The 17,584-nt window shown below is 47.6% G+C and carries 13 protein-coding genes; 7 read left to right on the top strand and 6 right to left on the bottom strand.

Translation table 11 applies throughout. The features are described 5' to 3' along the window. Positions 1 to 93: 93 nt before the first annotated feature. Together RQM65_RS16825 and dnaK are read right to left on the bottom strand one after the other, a co-directional pair. Positions 94 to 651 carry a fasciclin domain-containing protein gene (locus RQM65_RS16825; protein WP_314016582.1) on the bottom strand — a complete coding sequence of 186 codons (558 nt, stop codon included), beginning with the start codon at positions 649 to 651 and terminating at the stop codon, positions 94 to 96. Positions 652 to 962: 311 nt separating this feature from the next. Further along, a complete protein-coding gene (gene dnaK / locus RQM65_RS16820) occupies positions 963 to 2,879 on the bottom strand; it encodes a molecular chaperone DnaK (RefSeq protein ID WP_314016581.1) in 1,917 nt (638 codons plus the stop codon). A gap of 267 nt (positions 2,880 to 3,146) precedes the next feature. Between dnaK and RQM65_RS16815 the strand changes: the two genes are divergently transcribed. Beyond that, a complete protein-coding gene (locus RQM65_RS16815) occupies positions 3,147 to 4,574 on the top strand; it encodes an L-serine ammonia-lyase (RefSeq protein ID WP_314016580.1) in 1,428 nt (475 codons plus the stop codon). 3 nt (positions 4,575 to 4,577) lie between these two features. On the opposite strand, the gene RQM65_RS16810 is transcribed toward RQM65_RS16815, so the two are convergent. Continuing rightward, on the bottom strand, positions 4,578 to 5,519 hold the full coding sequence (locus tag RQM65_RS16810; RefSeq protein WP_314016579.1) for a 3-keto-disaccharide hydrolase: 942 nt from the start codon (positions 5,517 to 5,519) through the stop codon (positions 4,578 to 4,580). 164 nt (positions 5,520 to 5,683) lie between these two features. On the opposite strand from RQM65_RS16810, the gene RQM65_RS16805 reads away from it, so the two are divergent. Then, positions 5,684 to 7,150: a Gfo/Idh/MocA family protein gene (locus RQM65_RS16805; protein WP_432279851.1), complete on the top strand. Its 1,467-nt coding sequence runs from the start codon at positions 5,684 to 5,686 to the stop codon at positions 7,148 to 7,150. Here RQM65_RS16805 and RQM65_RS16800 read toward each other — a convergent pair. Next, complete coding sequence (locus RQM65_RS16800) at positions 7,147 to 7,602, bottom strand: nuclear transport factor 2 family protein (protein ID WP_314016577.1); 456 nt, start codon at positions 7,600 to 7,602, stop codon at positions 7,147 to 7,149. The genes RQM65_RS16805 and RQM65_RS16800 overlap by 4 nt on opposite strands. Positions 7,603 to 7,759: 157 nt before the next feature. Between RQM65_RS16800 and panB the strand changes: the two genes are divergently transcribed. Both panB and RQM65_RS16790 read left to right on the top strand, forming a co-directional pair. Next, complete coding sequence (gene panB, locus RQM65_RS16795; protein ID WP_314016576.1) at positions 7,760 to 8,578, top strand: 3-methyl-2-oxobutanoate hydroxymethyltransferase; 819 nt, start codon at positions 7,760 to 7,762, stop codon at positions 8,576 to 8,578. A 192-nt stretch (positions 8,579 to 8,770) separates the two neighbouring features. Next, positions 8,771 to 9,469, top strand: a complete 699-nt coding sequence (locus RQM65_RS16790) for an RluA family pseudouridine synthase (RefSeq protein ID WP_314016575.1) — start codon at positions 8,771 to 8,773, stop codon at positions 9,467 to 9,469. Between the two features lie 189 nt (positions 9,470 to 9,658). Here RQM65_RS16790 and RQM65_RS16785 read toward each other — a convergent pair whose 3' ends face one another. Together RQM65_RS16785 and RQM65_RS16780 are read right to left on the bottom strand one after the other, a co-directional pair. After that, positions 9,659 to 10,522, bottom strand: a complete 864-nt coding sequence (locus RQM65_RS16785) for a DMT family transporter (protein WP_314016574.1) — start codon at positions 10,520 to 10,522, stop codon at positions 9,659 to 9,661. Positions 10,523 to 10,567: 45 nt separating this feature from the next. Continuing rightward, a complete protein-coding gene (locus RQM65_RS16780; protein WP_314016573.1) occupies positions 10,568 to 12,112 on the bottom strand; it encodes a hypothetical protein in 1,545 nt (514 codons plus the stop codon). Between the two features lie 160 nt (positions 12,113 to 12,272). On the opposite strand from RQM65_RS16780, the gene RQM65_RS16775 reads away from it, so the two are divergent. The 3 genes from RQM65_RS16775 to pheT all read left to right on the top strand — a co-directional run bounded on the left by RQM65_RS16775 (position 12,273) and on the right by pheT (position 17,467). Beyond that, positions 12,273 to 13,445, top strand: coding sequence for a 2-isopropylmalate synthase (locus tag RQM65_RS16775; protein WP_314016572.1), 1,173 nt, complete (start codon positions 12,273 to 12,275; stop codon positions 13,443 to 13,445). A gap of 377 nt (positions 13,446 to 13,822) precedes the next feature. Then, positions 13,823 to 14,941 (top strand): 3-isopropylmalate dehydrogenase, encoded by a 1,119-nt coding sequence (leuB, locus tag RQM65_RS16770; protein ID WP_314016571.1) that lies wholly within the window; start codon positions 13,823 to 13,825, stop codon positions 14,939 to 14,941. A gap of 99 nt (positions 14,942 to 15,040) precedes the next feature. Continuing rightward, positions 15,041 to 17,467 carry a phenylalanine--tRNA ligase subunit beta gene (gene pheT, locus RQM65_RS16765; RefSeq protein ID WP_314016570.1) on the top strand — a complete coding sequence of 809 codons (2,427 nt, stop codon included), beginning with the start codon at positions 15,041 to 15,043 and terminating at the stop codon, positions 17,465 to 17,467. The last annotated feature ends 117 nt before the right edge of the window (positions 17,468 to 17,584 follow it).

The following is a 17,584-nucleotide window of genomic DNA, read 5'->3' as shown; positions in this document are numbered from 1 at the left end:
ATTGGGACGTTTCTGTATTTACAATGTGAACTCGTTTATACTTTTTGCTTGAAACCGAGAATTTTTAAACGAGCCATATACCTAAATTCCTTGTTACGGCATGACCACCGAATCAATAGCATGGATGACACCATTGGAAGCGTCAACATCTGCCATAGCTACTGTAGCGGTACCTCCTTTAGCATCGGTAAGGACTACATTCTGGCCGTCAAGGGAGAAAGTCAACTTGTTGCCTTGCACGGTGTCGACCATATATTTCCCATTATTGTCTTTAATTGCTTTTACGACATCGGCTGCCATAACCTTCCCTGAAACCACGTGATACGTCAATATAGAAGTCAGTTTTTGCTTGTTCTCAGGCTTTAAAAGTGTTTCTACAGTCCCGTCCGGCAAGGCCCCAAAGGCAGAATTGGTTGGAGCGAAGACCGTGAAAGGTCCATCAGAACTCAGGGTCTCAACTAGGTCCGCAGCCTTGACTGCCGCGACCAAAGTACTAAAGTCATCATTTCCAGATGCTACACCGACAATAGTGGGTGTGTCTTGCAGTTCGACTTTACCGTTCTTTGGTGGCTGATTTTCCACTCCTGTTGGGGTCGCGTAAGCCCCTATAGCCATTACAACTGCTAAACCATTTAAAATTAACTTTTTCATAATCCTTACAATTTTATGTTCGATGCACAAGATAGAACAACTTAAAAAGGAAAAGAACTATTTTTGTTTAATGTTTTTAACAAAACTTTGAACAAAAATAGTTCTTCCCTGGAGGTTGGAAAATTGGATTGCTCGACCCGGAAGGTAAACGCCATAAAAAACCCGTCAAGTTTTTAAAACTTGACGGGTTTGAATGTGTAACGCTACGGCGACCTAATGTATGACTTCGATTTGGTTCAACACACCATCCAGTAGAATTGTGCTTGAATCATTTCTTCAAAATCAACCCTTCGGCTACGCCTCAGGACAGGCTACTTCACCTCTTCGAAATCTACATCCTCGACGTCGTCGCCTTGTTTGGCATCCGGACCTGCGTCGGCGGTATCCTGTCCGTTGTCGGAAGGTCCACCCGCTTGCTGCGCATCGGCCTGGGCCTTGTACATCTCTTCGGAAGCTACTTTCCAAGCCTCGTTGATTTTTTCCAAAGCTGGCGTAATCTGGGCCAAATCTTTGCTCTCGTGGGCTTTTTTCAGTTCCTCCAAGGCCTCTTCGATCGGCTTTTTCTTATCATCGGAAAGCTTGTCCCCGAATTCCTTCAATTGCTTCTCGGTCTGGAAAATCATGCTATCGGCCTCGTTGAGCTTGTCGGCAGTTTCCTTCGCCTGCTTGTCGGATTCCGCGTTGGCCTCCGCCTCGGCCTTCATCTTCTTGATTTCCTCTTCGGTCAATCCTGAAGACGCCTCGATACGGATGTCCTGTGATTTACCGGTCGCCTTATCGGTCGCGGAAACCTTGATGATACCGTTTGCATCAATGTCGAAAGTCACCTCGATCTGTGGCGTTCCTCGTGGCGCGGGGGGAATTCCGTCTAAATGGAATCGCCCTATCGTTTTATTGTCCGTCGCCATGGGGCGCTCGCCCTGTAACACGTGAATCTCAACAGAAGGCTGGTTATCGGCAGCCGTAGAGAACACCTGTGATTTTTTCGTCGGAATCGTGGTGTTGGCCTCTATCAGTTTTGTCATTACGCTTCCCATAGTTTCGATACCCAAGGATAACGGCGTAACATCCAATAGCAATACATCTTTAACATCTCCGGTCAAGACCCCGCCCTGAATCGCGGCACCGATGGCCACAACTTCATCGGGATTCACTCCTTTTGATGGTTTTTTTCCGAAGAACTTTTCAACGGCCTCCTGTACGGCAGGTATTCTGGTAGATCCCCCCACCAAAATGACTTGGTCGATATCACTTTTTGAGAGTCCCGCTGCCTTTAACGCATTCTTACACGGTTCGATGGTGCGTTTGACCAAATCGTCGATCAATTGCTCGAACTTCGAACGGGTCAGGGTACGTACCAAGTGCTTGGGACCTGAAGCGGTCGCGGTTACGTAGGGCAAATTGATCTCGGTCTGTGCAGAAGAAGATAATTCGATTTTCGCTTTTTCCGCAGCTTCCCTTAAACGTTGCAGCGCCATGGCATCGTCACGCAGGTCGATATCCTCATCCTTTTTAAATTCTTCGGCCAACCAATCGATAATCTTTTGATCGACATCGTCACCACCCAAGTGGGTATCGCCCTCGGTAGAAAGTACTTCGAAGACCCCGTCACCCAACTCAAGGATGGAAACGTCATGGGTACCACCACCGAAATCGAACACGGCCACTTTTTGGTCGGTCTCTTTCTTGTCGAGTCCGTATGCCAATGAAGCCGCAGTCGGTTCGTTGATAATTCGCTCTACGGTCAATCCCGCAATCTCGCCGGCTTCTTTGGTGGCCTGACGCTGCGAGTCGTTGAAGTATGCAGGCACGGTTACGACCGCTCGGGTCACATCCTGTCCCAAATAATCCTCGGCCGTCTTCTTCATTTTTTGAAGTATCATGGCGGAAAGCTCCTGAGGCGTATATTTACGGTCGTCGACAACTACTCTTGGCGTATTGTTGTCGCCTTTGACCACTTTATAGGGAACTCTTTTGGCTTCCTTCTCGGATTCGGAGTATTTGTTCCCCATAAAACGCTTGATGGAATAAATCGTTTTTTCGGGATTCGTCACCGCCTGTCGTTTGGCGGGATCGCCCACCTTAATTTCACCGCCTTCTACAAAAGCGATGACGGACGGGGTAGTCCGCTTTCCTTCCGCGTTGGGTATTACCACCGGCTCATTACCCTCCATCACGGAAACGCAGGAGTTGGTCGTACCCAAATCAATTCCTATAATCTTACTCATGCTGTATATATTTAATTAGTATTTGTTCTTTATTATTTGCTCTCTAAAAGACAAACAATATGCCAAGGGAGTAAAACTGACAGGATGTCATTAAAGAGGACTTTGTCCTCAAAAGTTCAAAAAACAAATACCAAACTCTGCGGTTGCGTTGGTCCCTAATGACTTTTGGAATTTGGTATTTGGTATTTGGTACTTGGAGTTTGGAATTTAAAATTTTTCCATTTTTTAAATCCTATCTTTACTTTTCACCAAAAAGCCCATTAAAACATGGAATCCATCAGTATCTTCGATATGCTAAAAATCGGTGTCGGTCCGTCCAGTTCCCACACGTTAGGCCCTTGGCGGGCGGCCGAGCGATGGATCTCGGAACTGAAGGCCGCCGAGCTTTTTGACCAGGTTGAAAGCATCCGGGTACATGTATACGGCTCATTGTCCCTTACGGGAAAGGGCCATGCGACGGATTATGCCGTGATGCTTGGACTATCAGGCACAGATCCCGTTGAAATTCCAATTGAAGATATCCATGGAATTGTCGAAGAGATTCAGGATATTCATATCCTTAATTTTGGGAAGAAGCGGAAACTGTCCTTCGACCCGAAGGAGGATATCCTTTTCCACAGGAAGTTTTTGGAATACCATGCCAACGGACTCCGATTCGAGGCGACCTTACGTTCGGGAAAAAAGAAAGCGACTACCTATTATTCTATCGGAGGCGGATTTGTCGTTACCAAAGAGCGAAAAAATGCCAAGCGCAAACAGGCGACCTTCGCTACCTTCCCCTATCCCGTTCAAAACGGAAAAGAATTGCTGGCCTACTGCAACGCTAAAAAATTATCAATTTCAGAGCTGGTGCTTGAAAACGAGCGCTCCCTTCGCAGCGATTCCGAAATCGATGCGAATATTCAGAAGGTATGGGACACCATGCTGGAAAGTATGTACCTAGGATGCCATACCGAAGGGAAATTGCCGGGGGGACTCAACGTACAGCGACGGGCCTACCCGATGAACAAAAATATGTTGAACGACATTAAGGCATACGAAACGCCCGAAAGCTGGTTGAAAACCATACGGAATACCGAAGTGAAGTTCAGGCAAATATTGAAATGGGTGAGCTGTTTCGCCTTGGCCGTTAATGAGGTCAATGCCTCTCTGGGGCGGGTCGTAACCGCCCCGACCAACGGAAGTGCCGGCGTGATTCCCGCCGTTATCATGTATTATATGGTCATCGAAAACCATGAGGCGGACTTCAGCCATATCAAGCAGTTTTTGCTGGTAGCGGGCGAAATCGGCAGCATCTTTAAAAAGGGTGCCACCATTTCCGCGGCCATGGGCGGTTGCCAAGCGGAAATCGGGGTGTCGTCGTCCATGGCGGCCGGTGGCTTGACCGAACTTCTGGGCGGCTCTCCCGAACAGGTGTTGATGGCCGCCGAAATCGCCATGGAGCATCACCTCGGCCTTACCTGTGATCCGATCGCGGGGCTTGTTCAAATACCCTGTATCGAACGCAACTCAATGGGTGCCATAAAGGCCATCAACGCGGCCGAACTGGCCCTCGGTTCCGACCCCAAGGATGCCAAGGTACCCTTGGACAAAGTGGTGAAGACCATGTGGGCCACCGCCAAGGATATGAGCTCTAAATATAAGGAAACCTCCGAAGGCGGACTTGCCGTCGGCATCAATATGAGCGATTGCTAGCCCCTACTCCACTCTCGGGGTGACGGTGAACTTCCGGAAGGAAACCGCACCGTGATCGCCCTGGATCATAAACGGTCCCGGTTCGCCTTCTTTACTATCTATGGCCCCACCGGTAATTCCCGGAATGTTCTGCTCACTGATAATGGTCTTGCCATTGGCCACGATGGTCACCCGGCGACCGATCAGGGTGATATCATAGGTCTGCCACTCCCCGGCCGGTTTGGCGACCATTTCATTGGGGGTCAAAAATCCGTATATGCCGCCAAAAAGGATGTCGGACGGTTCTTTGCCCGCATCGTCCTGTATCTGTACCTCGTAACGGCCCCGTAGATAGATACCGCTGTTGCTTCCCGCGGGAATCTTAAACTCCACATGCAGCTTAAAATCTTCGAATTCCTGCTCGGAAATCAGGTTTGAACCCGATTTAGGACTCTTGAGGATGCCGTTCTCAACCTTCCACTGGTTTTCTTCGCCACTGGTCGTCCACCCGCTTAAATCTTTTCCGTTGAAAAGTTCGATCGGTTGGCCCCAATTAGGATTTTCGGTGTAAGCAAGCTTGGGGGCCCGAGTGCCCGTCCAATTATACGTCTTGCCATCCGTATACTCCATTGTACCTTCCAGTTTATCGCCGTTCAACTGCCCTTCGAAATCCAAATCGGAATCGGCATCCTCCCACTGCGGGGGGATTTCAAAACTGAATTTTCCGTTCTCGACTTCCACCTCGGAAATCGGACGGGCACTGCCATTTGCATAAACGAAACGACCTACCAAGGTATTCAGCCCAGAATGCTTGATCTCCAACCAAGACGGAAGTTGCTTTCCGTTCTGTTCAATGACCAGGTCCCACTTTCCCTCTAGGGGATTGCTCTCTTGCGCCCGTACCCCCGTTACCGTAACCAGAAACACGGTTAACGTCGTACAGAAAAATTTCAAATTGATTCTCATTTTACAGTGTTTTTAATAAAGGGATAAATATAAGAATTATGGGGAGTTTGTACAGGTATTTATGAACATATTGAGGGTTTGTATGAATTCAGATATAGATAATTTGCTGTTCTATATTTTTAATTAACTTTAGAGTCACATAAAATCATTCAAATTAAATGTACATGAAAAATAGCAAAAAAGGCTCCGCGAACACCACTCGCAGGTCGTTTATCAAAAAAGGCGCTATGGCCTCCTCGATTTTTATCGTTCCCCGCCACGTACTTGGGGGCGTCGGTTATATGGCACCCAGTGACCGCCTGAATCTGGCCGCCATCGGTGCAGGTGGAAAAGGAGCCAGCGATATCAGGAACGCCTCCGTAGACGGGCGTGAAAAAGTGGTCGCTCTTTGCGACGTCGATTTTGCAGGTTCGGCCAAAGCCTCTGTCGAGCGTTTTCCCAAGGCGAAAAAGTACGCCGATTATCGTGAAATGTTGGACAAGGAAAAAGGAATCGATGCGGTCACCATCTCCACTCCCGATCACGTACACGCTCCGGCGGCTTCCTATGCCATGCAACGCGGAAAGCATGTTTACGTACAAAAGCCTATGACCCACAACATCCGAGAGGCCCGAACCCTCACCCAGATGGCGCGGGACAATAAAATCGTCAGTCAAATGGGCAATCAAGGCGGCTCGAATCCGCTATTGAACATGGTACAAAAATGGATCGACGATGACAAGATCGGTGCCGTATCGAAAGTACAGGTATGGACAAACCGTCCCGTTTGGCCCCAAGGCTATGCGATGCCGGATCCCGATCCGAGTTTGAAACCCGAATCGCTCGATTGGGACCTGTGGCTCGGCCCTGCGGAGAAAAAACCATATATTCCGAACTTACATCCATTCAACTGGCGGGGTTGGTGGGATTATGGAACCGGGGCCTTGGGAGATGTCGGTTGCCACTTAATAGATATTCCCTTCCGCACGCTCAACCTTAAATATCCCACCGGAGCGGAATGCAGCGTCGGTTCGGTCTACTCGAAAATGTGGACGGCGGACTATAATCCCGAGGGTTGTCCCGCTTCCTCTTTTATCACCCTGAATTTCGATGCCACCGATAAGACCAAGTCGCCAATTGAGATGACCTGGAGCGATGGGGGCATTCGTCCCGCACATCCCGATATTATTCCTGCCGACGATGATATCGGAGGAGAGGACAGCCAAAATGGGGTGCTGATTATTGGGGAAAAAGGTATCATTTCAACCAATATCAACGACAGTTCGCCCCTCATGCCTAAACTGTACCTGAACGACGGTACTACGGAGTTTGGCCCAGAGACCGAACCAAATCTGGAACCCGAATACGGCCACCAACGCAAATGGGTCAACGCCTGCAAGGCCGGTTTCGACAGTGAGTTGCACAAAGGCCTCACTTCTTCCTTCGACTATGCCGGCCCCATGACGGAAACGGTGCTCATGGGCAATCTCGCCATCCGCAGCTATCTGTTGCGCAGAGAAAACGAGAAAGGCAATATGGAATTTTTCGGACGTAAAAAACTATTATGGGATGGCGAGAATATGCGTATCACGAACCTTGAGGAGGCCAACCAGTTTGTGGGACGGGAGCATAGGGAAGGCTGGAAGGTTTAGTCGCACCCCTCTTTTCGCCCGGTATCGATAATATAGATGATTTTCCAGTCCCTATCTTCCTTGAACAGTTGGAAGGAGTTGGTCCCGCAATGGTCGAATTCACCGTTGAACCTGAATTCATAGGGTGTCCAAACTTGAGCCATCGGACCGTCGATCCGAATGGAATACGACTTGATAATTTCGCGAAATTGGGTGGTCTTGGGAATACTGACGATCATATTTAAAAAATCGGGGAAATCCTGTTGGCGTACGAATGCCTTGCCAGCGGAATCAGTTGAAATACGCCGCATCACGATTTCATCGGAAACCGTCTGTTTTATCTTCATGGAATCCTGTTGATGGAAGCCCTCGAAAAAGGTTTCTATGGTTCTTTGTACGTCATCTTTTTCCGATTCCTGGGCAGAAAGACTAAAGATGAACAGGCACAGTAAAAAGCTTAGAACATGCTTCATAACGGACGGTTTTTCCGAAATTAATGAAAAATGCCGAAATCGTATATTCTTGCAAAGCATTTCAATTTATGTGGTTTAGGACGAACTACTAACCTCCGGACTTACCAACAGAAACTATTTCCTTACATTTAAGGCCAAATCCAAAATCAATCCTAACATGTCGACCGCAAAAAAAGATTACAAACGGGTGACGGTAAAGTCCCTCGTAGAGATGAAAAAAAACGGGGAGAAAATCTCCATGCTCACCGCCTACGATTATTCCATGGCGAAGATCGTCGATTCGGCCAATGTCGATGTGATTCTGGTCGGTGACTCCGCCAGCAACGTGATGGCTGGCCATGAGACGACGCTTCCCATTACTTTGGACCAAATGATATATCATGCCAGCTCGGTCATCCGAGCCGTGGAAAGGGCTTTGGTAGTAGTCGATATTCCTTTCGGAAGTTATCAGAGCGACCCTAAGGAAGCCCTGCGTTCGGCGATACGGATCATGAAGGAGAGCGGGGCACATGCGGTCAAATTGGAAGGCGGAGTGGAAATCAAGGAATCCGTCAAGCGGATCCTGAAAGCAGGAATTCCAGTGATGGGACACTTGGGGCTGACTCCGCAGAGCATTTATAAGTTCGGCACCTACACCGTTCGCGCCAAGGAAGATCAAGAAGCGGAGAAACTGATGGAAGACGCCCATCTTCTAGAAAAGCTTGGATGCTTTAGTATTGTTCTGGAAAAAATTCCCGCTGCACTGACCAAAAAAGTTTCCGAAGGCCTGAGCATTCCTACCATCGGTATCGGGGGCGGGCAATACGCCGACGGCCAGGTTTTGGTCATCCATGACCTACTGGGCATGACCCATGAATTCAATCCGCGTTTCTTAAGACGCTATATGAATTTGTACGAGGATATGGGAAAGGCGATTTCCGAATATGTGACCGACGTCAAAAAACGGGATTTTCCAAATGAGGAAGAACAGTATTAAAAATAGAAATTCCAGGAAACCACGTGAAAATTCGAAAATGCGATGATTTGAAAATTTTGAGTGGAGATTCAGTTAAAAACTGGGAGTAGTCATGCGACGGGATTTCCATGAAAATCGTCCGCACCAAGGTCGAGAATACGGGGGCGATGCTCGGTTTTGAACGAGATCCGACCAAAAAAAGATAGAGTTATAGTGGGTAACAAGACAGTTTCAAATGCTAAAAACCTTCAAGTGCTTTATGAGGACAACCATTTAATCGTTGTCAACAAGCGCCCGGGGGATTTGGTGCAAGGCGATAAAACCGGGGATGTGCCCCTGAACGAGGTCGTGAAGCACTATTTAAAGGAAAAATACAAGAAGCCCGGCAACGTGTATCTGGGCGTGCCCCATCGTTTGGATCGCCCTACCTCGGGCATCGTAGTCTTTGCCAAGACTTCGAAGGTCCTACCGCGCCTTAACAAGCTCTTCGCGGAAAAAAAGACGACCAAGACCTATTGGGCCGTAGTAAAGAATAATCCAACAAAAGAAAGCGACACCTTGGTCCACTGGCTCCGTCGCAACCCCAAACAGAATAAATCATACGCCAACAAGAAAGAAGTTCCCGATAGTAAAAAGGCGATTCTAGCGTATCGGGTGATAAAAAAACTGGACAATTATTTTTTGTTGGAAATCGACCTGATAACGGGACGCCATCACCAGATAAGGGCCCAAATGTCCGCCATCGGACGCCCGATAAAAGGAGACCTTAAATATGGGTTCGACCGAAGTAATAAGGATGCCAGCATTCATTTACATGCGCGTAGCCTGAGCTTTGTACATCCTGTAAAGAAAGAACCGTTGACCTTGTCCGCCCCCCCGCCCCGGGACCCGGTTTGGGATGCCTGCCCTTGATCGAGCCTCCAAATCCCTTGTAAATCTTATGGCGGACTGGCGGCCTAAAACCCCGGCCTATAAGAACATTATCATCTCCTGATAAGGAGATTTTTTTAGGGGACTAAAATTGAACTCCCAAGGTCAGGCTCGAGGCACATGCCCGTTCGACAGGTGGGTCGATATTATACTGAATTACCCGCCTACGAATTACCGATATGACCTTGCGCTCTCGACCACAACCGACGCCAAGATCAAGGTACCGCCCAATACGGTAGACCATCCGGGTATCTCCGACATAAAAAGCGCTCCGATCAAAATACCGTAAACGGGCTGTACGCTACTGAGAATACTCACCGTAGTAACGGAAAAATGTTTGAAACAGTTGATAAACATCGTATGGCCCAACACCGTGGTGATCAGTGCCACGCCTAAGAGTCCCATCCATTGCTGCCCTATTGCGTTCAGGTCGTACGCAAAAAAGACCGGTAGCAGCAATAACCCGACGATAAACATTTGATAGGTCATCAGTAGAGAACCCTGATACCGATCCACTTTCGTTTTCAGGATCAGATTGCGAATGGCGTAGCACAGGGCGGAAAGCAGTCCGAAACCGATCGCAATGGTGTTTTGGTTACCAAAGTTAAAGTCCGGCACCAAATAATAGATCCCGAAAAGGACCAAAACGCCCAGCAACAAATGGATTTTCTGAAATCGGGATTTTAAAAATAACGGCTCCAAGAAAGCGGTCATGACCGGATAGGTGAACAGGGACAACATGCCGATGGCCACGTTCGACAACTGCAGCGCATGAAAGTAGGTCAGCCAATGGACGGCCATCAGTAAACCACTCAGAAATACGGGCCATCGGTCCGGACCTTCTAGACCGAAAGAAATACCTTTGAACTTACAATAGGCCAAAAGAAAGATCAGGGCCAACGATCCGCGTATTGCGATGGTCAGGGGAACCGGTAGGGTTATAAATTTTCCGAATGGGCCGGAAGTGCTCATCAGCAACATCGCCAGATTGATTTCGAGAAAATTTCCGGTATTGAATTTTGAAGATCGGCTCAAATGAAAACTAGTGTTTGGCGTTGAAAATAATGCTGTATCGTCATGTTAACGCCTGGCCGCCAGGGCCTTTTCACGGATAATATCCGCAACAGGCCTGTTCTGTAGGTGACTCTCCAACCACGATATGATATCCAGATACAAAAAGGAACGTTTTTCATAGGGATGGTCCTCGTACTTCTTGAGTTCAGCGTACAGTTTCTGGAATTCGTTTTTGAGTTCGTGTGGGTATATCCCCCCTAGGTTTCGCAAGAATTTGATCATTTCCTTTTGAACGGCATGCAGGTCGTTCATTTTCAAAAGAAACTTATAGGTACTTTTCAATTGAACTTCCAGATGGTAGTCCATGCCTGCCTCATAATGAGCCACAAGGCTCAATACCCGCGCAAAGCACATAAGGTCTTCACGCATTTTTAGGTTTTTGTTGTTGATAATCTTTTTCAGGTATTTGATAGAGGTCTTGTTATCGCCGATACCGAAATACAGACAGGCAATCTTATAGTAGAGCACCATCACGTGATGGGCATCGATCCGATCTTTGTGCTTCTTAATACCGTATTCCACGATTTTAACCAGATAGAGTCCCTTTTTGAAGGTGCCTTCCAAAAAATGAAGGTTCAATTTATTGGCGTTGACGTAGAGAAAGACCAACGAAGAAATGTTGTCGGTCTTTGGGAAGTTCTTACTCGCTACCATCTCCTCAAGGCGTTCAAGGGTCTGTTTAAATTGAGACGCATATTTCACGTAGAACAAAGACTCCAACAAATAATTATTACCCTTGATAAAGAAAACCGGATTGAGGTAGATCTGTTCTTTTTGTTCATAAAAAAGATCCACCCATTTACTGGCGTATTTGTAGGTCGACAAAAAATCTTGCGTCAAGAAACTGTACCATAAATAGGACTTGTACAACCACAGTTTTTCGCGGAACCCCAGATCTTCGATGCGATATTTTGGCAAATGGCTTTCAAAATATTCCTTGACCTGTAAATAATCTTCATCGCTGCGTACATAGCCTACCTTGAGCATCAGCCCGTACAATTGCAGGGATAGGTTCGAGAGTTTGCTGGTCATAACATTCTGGGCGGACAGCTCCTTGGCCTGAACGGCCAGCTCATCGGCACGGTCGGGAATACTTCTTGTGATGTATTGGGTTTCAATAATTTTTTCCAGCTCGACGATTTCATAGGCGATGTTCTTCTCTTCATTTTCGATGGCGGTGGACTTCGCCTTGTCCAAAATTTTAAGGCTCTGTTTGTAGAGTCCCTTTTGGTACAAAATGGTCGCAAAATCAAGTTGCTCCCGGAGCTGTACCCTGGGAGTTTGGTTCACGGGGTTCAATCGCAAACTAATTAGGATTTGTTTATAGAGATGAGCCTTGAGATTCGAGAGCTGGGCCTTTTTGACGATTCCGCTCCCTAAAATCGTTTTCTCGTTGTATTTTTTAATTTTATCCATTAAATTGAACAAGGCCAAAAATTTGGCATCGGTATTTACGCCCAAGCGACCGACATAAAGTTTAAATTGGCGTTTCTCTGATTTCGAAAGGGATTTCACCAGGACGAACAAGGCATCCCTATGCGCATTTGTCATCGTAATAATAATCGTTTAAATGGTTGTTTGTCAATATCTTAAATTATCATAAATACGACTTGGCGTTGTACTAAAAGTATTTAAAGGATACTGAAATGACTAATTTTGGTGTTATATTCGTATAATCCAAAAAAGTAAGCTAGCTAAAGTACAAAATATAATGGGTAAAGACATAGTACAGATTTTTGATACCACCCTACGCGACGGGGAACAGGTACCGGGATGTAAACTGGATGCCGAACAAAAACTGGTCATCGCCGAACGTCTAGACGATTTGGGCGTGGATGTTATTGAAGCGGGATTTCCGATATCGAGTCCGGGGGACTTCAAAGCCGTCGTGGAGATATCAAAACTGGTGAAGAACGCCACGGTCTGTGGTCTTACCCGGGCCGTGAAAAAGGATATCGAAGTGGCCGCGGAAGCCTTGAAGCATGCTAAGAAGCCAAGGATACATACAGGTATCGGCACTTCCGATTCACATATTAAACACAAATTCAACTCCAATCGCGATGCCATAATCGAACGTGCCGTCAGTGCCGTCAGCTATGCCAAGACCTTTGTGGAGGATGTGGAATTTTACGCCGAGGATGCCGGTCGAACCGATAACGATTTCCTGGCCAGGATCTGTGAGGCCGTCGTACAGGCAGGGGCCACTGTACTGAACATTCCCGATACTACGGGCTACTGCCTGCCAGAAGAATACGGGGCCAAAATGAAATACCTGAAAGAGAACGTAAAAGGCATCGAAAAGGCCATCCTCTCTTGCCACTGTCACAACGATTTGGGCCTCGCCACCGCGAATTCCATTGCCGGCGTGATCAACGGGGCCCGTCAGATCGAATGCACCATCAACGGTATTGGTGAGCGGGCCGGAAACACTTCCCTGGAGGAAGTCGTGATGATTTTACGGCAGCATCCCGACCTGAATCTCGATACGAATATCAATAGCAAATTATTGTTTAGCACCAGCCAGATGGTTTCCCAAAAAATGGGCATGGTGGTGCAGCCCAACAAAGCTATTGTCGGGGCCAATGCCTTTGCGCATAGTTCCGGCATCCATCAAGACGGGGTCATCAAAAACAGGGAAACCTACGAGATTATCGACCCCGAAGATGTGGGTGTTAATGAGTCGTCAATTGTCTTAACGGCACGAAGTGGTCGGGCCGCACTGGCATACCGGGCCAAAATTGTGGGCTACGAACTCACCAAAAGGCAACTCGACGATGTCTATCAGGAATTCCTGAAATTTGCGGATGTCCAAAGAGAGATATCAGACGAGGATATCCCCAGAATCATTGGTGCCTGCAAGTTAGATATCGAGAGTATTTCCTAAACCCGCTTCTCCCTTCAGCTTTGAACGTAATTGCGCTTCCCGAGGCAGTATTTTTGTTCTTAGGAGCTAAGTCTAGCCTACATTCTCCGACGTACAGACCTCGTGACGCATCAATTCATCAATCGTTAATCAAAATTCGCAATCACAGGTCAACGGCGTAAGGCACGAACCTTGAAGCCTGCCTTAAGGTTCAAGCGGGCGCAGCGGTCTTGAATCCGCCCCACCTGTCTGACGAGAAGGTACCTCTCGGAAACTTCTCCGTACAGTTCATTTTTGAAAACCGGTCAATTAGAAATAATTCGGTCATCGGGATGCTTTCTTATTAAGATATTTGCCTAATTTTAAACCCTAATACAACTTCGTAACCCATTGCACTGATGAAGCTGAAAATTGCTCTTCTTGGCGGGGATGGAATCGGCCCCGAAGTACTGGCACAATCCGTGAAATGCCTTCGGGCGGTGGAGGAGACCTTCAGCCATCGCTTTGAGTATCAGGAAGCCCCGGTAGGTGCCATCGCCATGACCAGTACCGGCAAACCTTTGCCCGACGAGACCTTGGAATTATGCCGGGAATCAAACGCCATTTTATTTGGAGCGATAGGCGCACTGGAATACGACAATAATCCGGACGCCAAGGTACGACCGGAACAAGGTCTTTTAAAGTTACGAAAGGAGCTAGGGCTGTTTGCCAGTATCCGACCGATTAAAACTTTCCCTAGCTTGATCGGAAACTCGCCCTTGAAAAAAAATATAATCGCCAATACCGATCTGGTTATTTTTAGGGAGCTGACCGGAGGTATTTATTTTGGTAGAAAAACCTTGAGTGCCGATGGCAGTGTAGCGTCAGATCTTTGCCAATACTCCGAGCAGGAAATAAGCCGTATCGCCCATTTGGCCTTTAAGGCGGCCAAAAAGCGAAGAAAAAAATTGACCTTGGTCGATAAGGCGAACGTCTTGGAATCTTCCCGGCTATGGCGGAAGACCGTTACCGAAATCGGCAAGAGTTATCCCGAGGTCGAAATGCAGTCCCTTTTTATAGACAATGCCGCCGTACAGATGATGATGGATCCCCGGCAATTCGATATTATCTTGACCGACAACATGTTCGGGGACATCCTTTCCGATCAGGGCAGTGTTATCATCGGCTCTACGGGCTTATTGCCTTCTGCATCCGTTGGGGCCGAAAACGCCATGTTCGAGCCTTTTCATGGCTCGTATCCGCAAGCCAAGGCCAAGAATATCGCGAACCCCGTGGCATCCATACTAAGTATGGCCATGATGCTGCAGCATTTCGGACTCGATGAGGAGGCCAACGCCGTGATGGTCGCGGTGCACAAATCCTTCGTTAAAAAAGTGGTAACCCCCGACGTGCTGGGAAGCAGTAAATACGGAACAGACTATGTAGGGGACTATATCTCGGGAAATATTGTCGATTCGGATGAAAACCTCAATCTGAACGATGAAAATATCTGGTTGGGGAAGTCGACGATTATTTAAGGAGACAATCCCGAAAATCCAAACCCATTTCTTTTATCTTTGTCGCTGCTTTATCGGGGCCATATTTTTCACCGGCCCCCCTTATCTTAAATCTAAGCCATGCAGATTTCTTACAATTGGTTGAAGCAGTTCATCAACATGGATCGCCCATCCGCCAAAACCGCCGAACTCCTTACCGATCTTGGACTGGAAGTTGAGGGCATCACCTCTTTTGAATCCATCAAAGGCGGATTGAAGGGGGTTGTCGTCGGCCATGTACTCACCTGTGAAAAACATCCGAATGCCGATCGGTTGAAACTGACCTCGGTCGATATCGGGGCGGAAGCGCCAGTGCAGATCGTATGCGGCGCGCCTAATGTAGCCAAAGGCCAAAAAGTACCGGTTGCCACGATCGGCGCTACCTTGTACACTTCGGAGGGAGAGGCCTGGAAAATCAAAAAAGGAAAAATACGCGGCGTGGAAAGCCACGGGATGATATGCGCCGAGGACGAACTCGGACTCGGTACCGGTCATGACGGTATCATGGTACTCGATGAAAATACCCCGCCCGGAGCCCCATGTTCCGAAATTTTCGAAGTAGAATACGATGAGGTTTTCGACATCGGTCTTACCCCCAATCGCGCCGATGCCATGAGTCATTATGGGGTAGCAAGGGATCTCAAGGCGGGACTGATTCAGAACGATGTGGACAAAGAGCTGATAACCCCCTCGGTGAGCCAGTTCGCTATCGACAATCGCTCCTTAAAAATACAGGTCAACGTGGATGATAGCGAGGCCGCGCCACGATATTGTGGAGTGACAATGAACAACCTGTCCGTAAAACCTTCTCCCAACTGGTTGCAGAATCGGCTACGCGCCATAGGACTAAAGCCGATAAACAACGTCGTTGACGCTACCAACTACGTGTTGCACGAGTTGGGACAACCGCTACACGCCTTTGATGCCAAAAGAATACATGGCAATAAAGTTATCGTTAAGACCCTGCCCCAAGGCACTAAATTCATGACCTTGGACGGGGTGGAACGCTCTTTGCACAAAGACGATCTGATGATTTGCGATGACGAGAAGCCTATGTGCATCGCCGGAGTTTTCGGGGGAATCAACACCGGGGTCACCGAACATACGACCTCTATCTTCTTGGAGAGTGCCTATTTCGATCCGATCTCCGTTCGCAAAACGGCCAAAAGACACGGCCTGAACACTGATGCCTCCTTTCGGTTCGAACGGGGCGTCGATATCGAGAACGTCGAATATGCGTTAAAACGGGCTGCCCTGCTTATCGAAGAGGTTGCGGGAGGTGATGTGTCATCGGACATCGTTGATCTCTATCCGAAACGCGTTGAAGACCATCACGTATTCTTGACCTTTCGCAAAACCTATTCCCTGATCGGACAGAAAATATCCCAAGATACTATTAAGTCCATTCTCGCTTCTTTGGACATCAAGGTCAAAAGTGTAACGGAGGCGGGTCTCGGGCTTTCCATCCCCTCCTATCGCGTCGATGTGCAACGTGAAGTTGATGTCATCGAAGAGATTTTAAGGGTCTACGGCTACAACAATATTGACTTTACGAGCAAATTGAACGCCTCGATAGCCTCGACACATAGACACGAGGACCATAAATTGCAAAATGCCATCGGTGATTTTTTGGCGGCCCAGGGTTTTTTCGAAATCATGGCCAACAGCCTCACCTCCCCAGAATACTCAGAATATTTAGGAGACGGATTTGCGAAGGGTGCGGTCACCATGCTCAATCCTTTGGGCGCAGAACTATCGGTAATGCGTCAATCCCTCTTGTTCTCCGGTTTAGAGGCGATATCCCATAATATCAACCGAAAGAAAAAGGACCTTAAATTTTTTGAGTTTGGAAAAACATATCATCACGGGGAAACAAGCCGAATCGAAAACAAATGCTTGAGCTTGTTTTTAACGGGTAATCGCGATAGCGATAGCTGGGCGGTAACCGAAAAAACGACGGACTTCTACTTCCTGAAGTCCATCGTAACAAACGTTTTACATCGTTTGGGGATATCGGAAACCGTATCATCGCCGACGGAGAATACGGTTTTTGCGGAAGGGCTAACCTTACAGGTGAACTCCAAAGACTTGGTTTCGTTGGGTAGGATTAGCGGGTCCATTTTGAGTAAAATGGACATCAAACAGGATTGTCTGTATGCAGAATTTGACTGGGATCAGGTCATCGCCCTGGCAAAGGCAACTAAGGTAGGCTATAAAGAGATTCCGAAATATCCTGAAGTAAAACGCGATTTTGCATTGCTTCTGGATGAAAGGATAACCTTCAGGGAAATCTACGATATCGCCCGACGAACGGAAAAAAAGATGCTAAAAGATGTTAATCTCTTTGATGTCTACACCGGAAACAACCTCCCGAAAGGAAAAAAATCCTACGCCGTAAGCTTTACCCTGCAGGATACACAGCGTACCCTTACAGACAAACAAATCGATAAAATCATGAACAAGCTACTACATAGCTATCAAACGGAGCTCGGCGCGGAACTGAGGTAAACAGTTATAGCAAAAAGACGAACGGTCAGCCTTTTCGTTCGGAAAAATTATATTAATTCTCCCTCATTATTAACACAACATTAACTTTTATGGCTATGATGTGAATTCAGATGCAGG

The organism is Pricia mediterranea (genome assembly GCF_032248455.1).
Classification (GTDB): domain Bacteria; phylum Bacteroidota; class Bacteroidia; order Flavobacteriales; family Flavobacteriaceae; genus Pricia; species Pricia mediterranea.
Note: the sequence above shows the minus strand (reverse complement) of the source record. Positions and strands in the feature narration are given on the sequence as shown.